The organism is Streptomyces sp. OR43 (genome assembly GCF_008042275.1).
Taxonomy (GTDB): Bacteria; Actinomycetota; Actinomycetes; order Streptomycetales; family Streptomycetaceae; genus Streptomyces.
In genome coordinates this window covers 240,496-247,633 of sequence record NZ_RDBK01000025.1, presented here as the reverse complement: position 1 = coordinate 247,633, position 7,138 = coordinate 240,496, and the positions used below count along the sequence as shown (strand labels likewise).

At 72.5% G+C, this 7,138-nt stretch carries 6 protein-coding genes; 5 read left to right on the top strand and 1 reads right to left on the bottom strand.

What is annotated here, in order from left to right:
- On the bottom strand, positions 1-1,406 hold a 1,406-nt coding region (locus tag EAO72_RS13830; protein ID WP_148017820.1), incomplete at its 3' end, for an HtaA domain-containing protein.
- 136 nt (positions 1,407-1,542) lie between these two features.
- Between EAO72_RS13830 and EAO72_RS13825 the strand changes: the two genes are divergently transcribed.
- The 5 genes from EAO72_RS13825 to efeB all read left to right on the top strand — a co-directional run bounded on the left by EAO72_RS13825 (position 1,543) and on the right by efeB (position 7,137).
- The gene (locus EAO72_RS13825) at positions 1,543-2,622 is read left to right on the top strand and encodes a heme/hemin ABC transporter substrate-binding protein (protein ID WP_148017592.1); all 1,080 of its coding nucleotides are present in this window, start codon (positions 1,543-1,545) and stop codon (positions 2,620-2,622) included.
- The gene (locus EAO72_RS13820; protein WP_148017591.1) at positions 2,619-3,695 is read left to right on the top strand and encodes a FecCD family ABC transporter permease; all 1,077 of its coding nucleotides are present in this window, start codon (positions 2,619-2,621) and stop codon (positions 3,693-3,695) included. The genes EAO72_RS13825 and EAO72_RS13820 overlap by 4 nt, the downstream gene beginning before the upstream one ends.
- On the top strand, positions 3,692-4,531 hold the full coding sequence (locus EAO72_RS13815; RefSeq protein WP_148017590.1) for a heme ABC transporter ATP-binding protein: 840 nt from the start codon (positions 3,692-3,694) through the stop codon (positions 4,529-4,531). The genes EAO72_RS13820 and EAO72_RS13815 overlap by 4 nt, the downstream gene beginning before the upstream one ends.
- A 190-nt stretch (positions 4,532-4,721) precedes the next feature.
- The gene (gene efeO / locus EAO72_RS13810) at positions 4,722-5,858 is read left to right on the top strand and encodes an iron uptake system protein EfeO (RefSeq protein ID WP_148017589.1); all 1,137 of its coding nucleotides are present in this window, start codon (positions 4,722-4,724) and stop codon (positions 5,856-5,858) included.
- A 13-nt stretch (positions 5,859-5,871) separates the two neighbouring features.
- Entirely contained in the window at positions 5,872-7,137 is a 1,266-nt protein-coding gene (efeB, locus tag EAO72_RS13805) for an iron uptake transporter deferrochelatase/peroxidase subunit (RefSeq protein ID WP_148017588.1), read from the top strand.
- The last annotated feature ends 1 nt before the right edge of the window (position 7,138 follow it).

Below are 7,138 nucleotides of genomic sequence, written 5' to 3'. Positions count from 1 at the left end.
GAAGGGGTGTCCGCCGTGGAGCGGTTGCGGCGTACGAGAACGAGCACGCCGGCTCCGGCCGCGGCGAGGACGCCGACGCCGCCGAGGACCAGGTACAGCCCGGTGCGGGAGTCCTCGTCCGCCACGGAAGCGGCGGTCGCGGGGGCCTTCGAGGCGGGGGCGGCGGACGGCTGCGCCGAGGACGCGGCCCCGCTGCCCAGGTCGGGGAGCGCGGGCAGCTTCGCGGTCGCCTCGACGGCCACGGCGAGCGAGACCGGGTCCATCGCGGTGCCCTCCGTGTAGAGGGAGCCGAAGGCCCTGGCGCCGTCGGCGGTCAGGGTGGCGGGGGCCTCCGTGAGGACCGCGAGGCCGTCCTTCGGGGCGAAGTCCTTCGCCGTGAACGTGACGAGGGGAACGGCCTTGCGGGTGGTGCCCTCGCTGAGGACATCGGCGCGGAGCGTGCCCTTGCCCGCGTCCAGCCGTACGGCGAACCGGGAGAGCGTCAGATCGAGGCCGCCGGCCCCGGTGAAACGGACGCTGCCCACGAAGTCCGCCGCCAGGGCCTGCTTCTTCGGGTCGTACGTGCCCGTGCCCTTCGGGAAGCGGAAGAGGGCCCCGCCGTCCTGGGCGCCTCCGGCCAGGGTCCACTTCCCCTGGCCGATCGAGCCGGTGACGTACTCACGGAAGGTGCGGCGCACCCCCCAGTCGACGGCGGCGTCCTCGAAGCGGCCGGCGGTGGCCTTCGGTGGTGCGCTGCTCGCCGGCTTCTCAGGAGGCTTCGACGCGGCGGGCTTCGGCGCGGGGGCCGAGGTGTCCACGGACAGGCTGACCGGGTCCAGCGGGGTGCCGGCGGTGTAGTAGCCGGCGAAGGCCTTGGCGCCCTGTGAAGTGAGCGTCGCCGGAACGTTGTTGAGAGCGACGGGCGTGCTGCCGCCCGTCATGTCGATCCCGGACAGCCCGAGCGTGGCCAGCGGGACCTGGGCGGCGGAGGTGACCCGGCCGCTCCCCCGGTCCTTGCTGACCATGTCCGCGTACACCGTGCCGCCGCCGCCCTGGATCCGGACCGTGGGGCGGCTGATGGTGAGGTCGAGCTCGTAGGAGCCACCGGCCTTCTTGTGGCCGGTGAAGTGGACGCTGCCCGAGAAACCGGCCCGGAACGCGCCGCTCGCCGGATCGTAGGAGCCGGTCGCGGAGTGGAAGCGGAACTGGCTGCCGCCGACCGTCGCGGCGCCGCCGGTCAGGCCCCAACTGCCCTGGGCGATCGGGCCGGTGACGTAACTCTGGAAGGAGGACTTGATGCCCCAGTCCAGCCGTCCGCCCCGCACCGTGCGGTCCGCCGCCTCGGCGGCGGTGGCCGGGAGCAGCGCTGCCGGCACCACCGCGAGAAGCGCGACGGCGAGCGCGCGGGCAGGTCTGAACGAGGGCATGAGGACCCCTCCGAGGTCTAGTAACTGAGGTAAGGCTAACCTAAGGTATGTACATCCTGTGCCGGTACCCCCTTCCGTCACATTTCTCGCAATCCCTCACCAACTGCACGCCGCAGAACGACAGGACGGTGCCCCAGTGCGCTTCCATCAGGACTTCGCCCCGCCGGGACGGGGCGCCGGGCAACCGAGGCGCGGGCGCACCGGCGTCGCCGCGGCCGTCATCGCCCTGGCGACGGCCCTGACGCTGGCCGGCTGCGGCGGTACGGGGGCCCCCGCGGCGAAGGCCGCGGGCGCCGGGGCCTCCACGGCAGCGAAGGCGGACCGGATCGAGCCACTGACCACGGCACCGGCACCGCGGCTGCCCGTCACCGTCACCTCGGCGGACGGCGAGCGGACCACGGTCACCTCGGCGGACCGGATCGTGCCGCTGACCGGAGGCCTGAGCGAGATCGTCTTCACCCTCGGCCTCGGCAAGCAGGTCGTGGCCCGCGACATCACCGCCACCTTCGAACAGGCCGCGGAGCTCCCCGTGGTGACCCGGGCCCACGACGTCTCGGCGGAGAGCGTCCTGTCCCTGCGGCCCACTCTCGTCCTCGCCGAGACGACGACGGGACCGGCCGAGGCCATCGGCCAGATCCGCGACGCCGGGATTCCGCTCGTGGTCGTCGAACCCGCCAAGGAACTCGCCGACGTGGGCCGTCGGATCGACACGGTGGCCGCGGCACTCGGCGTACCGGGCTCCGGCGACGAGCTCGAGAAGCGCACCCAGGACCGCATCGACGCGGTCCGCGCGTCCGTACCCCCACCGGCCGACGGAGCGAAGAAACCGCGGGTCGCCTTCCTCTATCTGCGCGGCTCCGCATCCGTCTACCTGCTGGGCGGCCGGGAGTCCGGGGCGAGTTCGCTGCTGGAGGCGGCGGGCGCCGTCGACGCGGGCAAGGCGTCCGGGCTGAAGAAGGACTTCACCGCCATCACCAGCGAGGCCCTGGCCAAGGCGGCGCCCGACGCGATCCTCGTGATGGCGAAGGGGCTCGACTCGGTCGGCGGTGTCGACGGGCTGGTGAAGATTCCGGGCGTCGCCGAGACCCCGGCGGGCCTGGACCGGCGGATCGTCTCGATCGACGACGGGGTGCTGCTGAACTACGGGCCGCGCACGGACCGGGTGCTGAGCGAACTGATCGCCCAGCTCTACCCCGAAGGCGGTACGGCCCAGTGACCACCGCACACGAAGCGTCCGCCGGCCGGGCGGCCCCCCGGGCCCGCCGCTCCACGGCCGTCACGCTGACCGCCGGACTGCTCGCCGCCCTGCTCCTGTGCTGCCTGCTGTCCGCCGGACTCGGCGCGTACAGCATCCCGCTGGGCGACGTCCTCGCCTCCGCCCAGCACCGCGCCGGGCTCGGCGGCCACGCCCTGGACCGGGTCGGCGAGAGCGTCCTGTGGAACGTACGGCTGCCGAGGGTCGTCCTCGCACTGCTGGTCGGCGCCTCGCTCGGCTGCGCGGGGGCCCTGATGCAGGGCGTGTTCGGCAATCCGCTCGCCGAGCCGGGCGTCATCGGGATCTCCGCGGGGGCGGCGGTCGGCGCGGTCGCCTCGATCGCGCTCGGGCTGAGCTTCTTCGGCAACTGGACCATCACCGTCTGCGCGTTCGCCGCCGGTCTGCTGACCGTGCTGCTGGTGTACGCGCTGTCACGGTCGGGCGGCCGGACGGAGGTGGTGACGCTGATCCTCACGGGCATCGCCGTGAACGCCTTCGCGGGCGCGCTGATCGGCCTGTTCATCTTCTTCGCCGACAACGCGCAGATCACCCAGATCACCTTCTGGCAGCTCGGTTCGCTGGCCCAGGCCACCTGGCCGAAGGTGCTGGCCGTGCTGCCGTGCGCGGTGCTCGGCCTCGTCCTCGCTCCCTTCTACGCCCGGAAGCTGGACCTGCTGGCGCTCGGTGAGCGGCCGGCCCGGCACCTCGGCGTCGATGTCGAACGGCTCCGCATGGTGCTGGTGCTCGTCGTGGCACTGCTGACCGCCGCCGCGGTGGCGGTCGCCGGGATCATCTCGTTCGTCGGGCTGCTGGTGCCGCATCTGCTGCGGATGGCGAACGGGCCCGGGCACCGCTTCCTCGTGCCCGGCAGCGCGCTCGGCGGGGCGCTGGTGCTGGTCGCGGGCGATCTCGCGGCCCGTACCGTCGCCGATCCGGCCGAGCTGCCGCTCGGTGTGCTGACCGCGCTCTTCGGCAGCCCGTTCTTCTTCTGGCTGCTGCGCAGGACCCGTCGCAAGCAAGGTGGTTGGGCATGAGGACGCTGCGGAACCTCTTCACGGGCCGGAGCCGGCGGCTGCCCGTGGCCGTCTCCCCCGGCGACCCGGTCGCCGAGGCGCGCGCGCTGCGGGTGCGGCTCGGCGGGCGGCAGGTGCTCGACTCCATCGACCTGACGGCGCACGCGGGCGAGGTGCTGGCGCTGGTCGGCCCGAACGGGGCCGGCAAGTCGACCCTGCTGGCCGCACTTGCCGCCGATCTGCCTCCCGAGGGCGGGGAGGTACGGATCGACGGGCGGCCGGTCACCGACTGGTCCGCACCCGAGCTGGCCCTGCGCCGGGCCGTGCTGCCGCAGTCCGCGGCGCTGTCCTTCCCGTTCCCGGTGGAGGACGTCGTGCGGATGGGGCGGGCACCCTGGGCCGGGACGGACAAGGCGGACGAGGACGATCCGGCGGTCCGTGCCGCGATGGCGGCCACCGAGGTGACCGGCTTCGCCGCCCGCCCCTTCTCCGCGCTGTCCGGCGGCGAGCGGGCCCGGGTGGCGCTGGCCCGGGTGCTGGCGCAGCGCGCTCCGCTGCTGCTGCTCGACGAGCCGACCGCCGCGCTCGACCTGCGCCACCAGGAACTGGTGCTGCGGATCTGCCGGGAGCGGGCCGCCGCCGGGGACGCGGTCGTCGTCGTCCTGCACGATCTGGGCCTCGCGGCCGCGTACGCGGACCGGGCCGCCGTGCTGCACGACGGACGGATCGCGGTGGCGGGTCCGCCAGGCGAGGTGTTCACGAGCGCGATGCTCAGCGGGGTCTACCGGCAGCCGGTCGAGGTGTTCCCGCATCCGCGGACCGGGGTGCCTCTCGTCGTCCCGGAGAGGGTCTCTTGACCGTTGCTTGACCCGTTGAGGGCTCGCTCATGGGTCGGCTGTGATCCTTCCGTTTCTGTGTGTTCCCAGTGAGAGCTGAATCACTGCACGGGTGGGTACCGGTCAGGTAAGCCTCGGTTAAGTTAGGTCCGCCTCACCCACCTTTGTCCAACCCTTTCTGTCTTCTCCTACGTCCCCAAGTGGAGCCTTCATGCGAGCCGTTCGTCTCTCCGTCGTCACCGCTGCCGCCACCGTGGCCGCCCTGACCGCTGTCACGGGCTGCGCCGAGAAGAGCGACGGCAAGGGCGAGGGCGCCGTCCAGGTCGTCGCCAAGGACGATGCGTGCGACGTCTCGAAGACGAAGCTGCCGGCCGGGCACGTCGAGCTGGCCGTGGAGAACAAGGGCTCCAAGGTCACCGAGGTCTACGTCCTGTTCCCGGACGACCGCATCGTCGCCGAGCGCGAGAACATCGGCCCGGGCACCAAGGCCACCATCACCGCCGAGATCAAGGCCGGTTCGTACGAGATCGCCTGCAAGCCCGGCATGAAGGGCCACGGCATCCGGCAGAAGATCGAGGTGAGCGGCGGCAAGGCGGCCAAGCGCAGCCCGGAGATGGACACGGCTGTCGCCGCCTACCGCACCTACGTCCAGGCGCAGGCCGACGAGACGCTGCCGAAGGTCAAGGTCTTCACGGACGCCGTCGCCGCCGGTGACATCGAGGCCGCGAAGAAGGCGTACGCCGACTCCCGTATCGGCTGGGAGCGCACCGAGCCGGTCGCCGAGTCGTTCGGCGACATCGACCCGAAGGTCGACGTCCGGGAGGACGGCCTGGAGGACGGCCAGAAGTGGACCGGCTGGCACCGCCTGGAGAAGGCGCTGTGGCAGGACAAGAAGCTGGGCACCGAGGAGAAGGCGCTGGCGCCCACCCTCTACAAGGACCTGCTCGACTGGCAGAAGCGCGTCGGCACGGCGGAGATCACCCCGACCTCGATGGCCAACGGCGCCAAGGAGCTCCTCGACGAGGTCGCCACCGGCAAGGTCACCGGTGAGGAGGAGCGCTACAGCCACACCGACCTCGTCGACTTCAAGGCCAACGTCGAGGGCGCGGAGAAGTCCTACCAGTTGCTGAAGGCGATCGCCACGAAGAACGACGCGGCGCTGACCGCCTCCCTGGACAAGCAGTTCGCGGCGCTGAACACGCTGCTCGACAAGTACCGCACGGACAAGAGCTCCTACGTCTTCACGTCGTACGAGAAGGTCGGCAAGGCGGACCGCAAGGAGCTGTCGGACGCGGTCAACGCGCTGGCCGAGCCCCTCTCGCGGCTCGCCGCCGCGGTGACGAAGTAACGGGGTGGTGGGCATGAGTGAGCAGGCCGGGGAGAACCGGAAGGAAGCCGCGGGCACCCCCTCGCGGCGCGCTCTGCTCGGCTGGGGCGGGGCCGGGCTCGCGCTCGGCGCGGCCGTGGCGGGCGGGACCGTGGCCGCGCTGCGTTCCGGGGACACCGCCGTGACGGCCGCGGACAGCGGTGCGGCGGTGCCGTTCCACGGTGCGCACCAGGCGGGTATCGCCACGGCCGTCCAGGACCGGCTGCACTTCGCCGCGTTCGACGTGACGACGGAGGACCGGGCCGAACTGGTCGCGCTGCTCAAGGAGTGGACCCGGGCGGCCGAGCGGATGACGGCCGGCCACGCGGTCGGCGACGGCGCCTACGGGGGCCCGGCCGAGGCCCCGCCGGACGACACGGGCGAGGCCCTGGGGCTCAGGCCGTCCCGGCTGACGCTGACGATCGGCTTCGGCCCCTCGTTGTTCGCCAAGGGCCGGTTCGGCCTGGAGGACAGGCGTCCGGACGCGCTCGTCGACCTGCCGAAGTTCCCGGGCGACAACCTCGACCGGGCCCGCAGCGGCGGCGACCTGTGTGTCCAGGCGTGTGCGGACGACCCGCAGGTGGCGGTGCACGCCATCCGCAACCTGGCCAGGATCGGCATGGGCCGCACCGCGATCCGCTGGTCGCAGCTGGGCTTCGGCAAGACGTCCTCGACGACACCGGACGCCCAGACCCCGCGCAACATGATGGGCTTCAAGGACGGCACCCGGAACATCTCCGGCACGGACACCGCCGCCCTCGACCAGCACGTGTGGGTCGGCCCGAAGGACGACGCGGGCTGGATGACCGGGGGTTCGTACCTGGTGGCCCGGCGCATCCGGATGCACATCGAGACCTGGGACCGTGCCCCGCTGCAGGAGCAGGAGGACGTCTTCGGCCGCGACAAGGGCGAGGGCGCCCCGGTCGGCAAGGCGAAGGAGCGCGACGAGCCGTTCCTGAAGGCGATGCTGCCGACCGCGCACGTACGGCTGGCGCACCCCGACACCAATGACGGGGCGACGATCCTGCGGCGCGGCTACTCCTTCACCGACGGCACGGACGGCCTGGGCCGGCTCGACGCCGGGCTGTTCTTCCTCGCCTACCAGCGCGACACCCGCACGGCGTTCGTACCGCTGCAGCGGCGCCTGGCGGCACACGACGCACTCAACGAGTACATCCAGCACGTGGGTTCGGCGCACTTCGCCGTCCCGCCGGGCGTCCGCGACAAGGACGACTGGTGGGGCCGGGCGCTGTTCTCGTAAC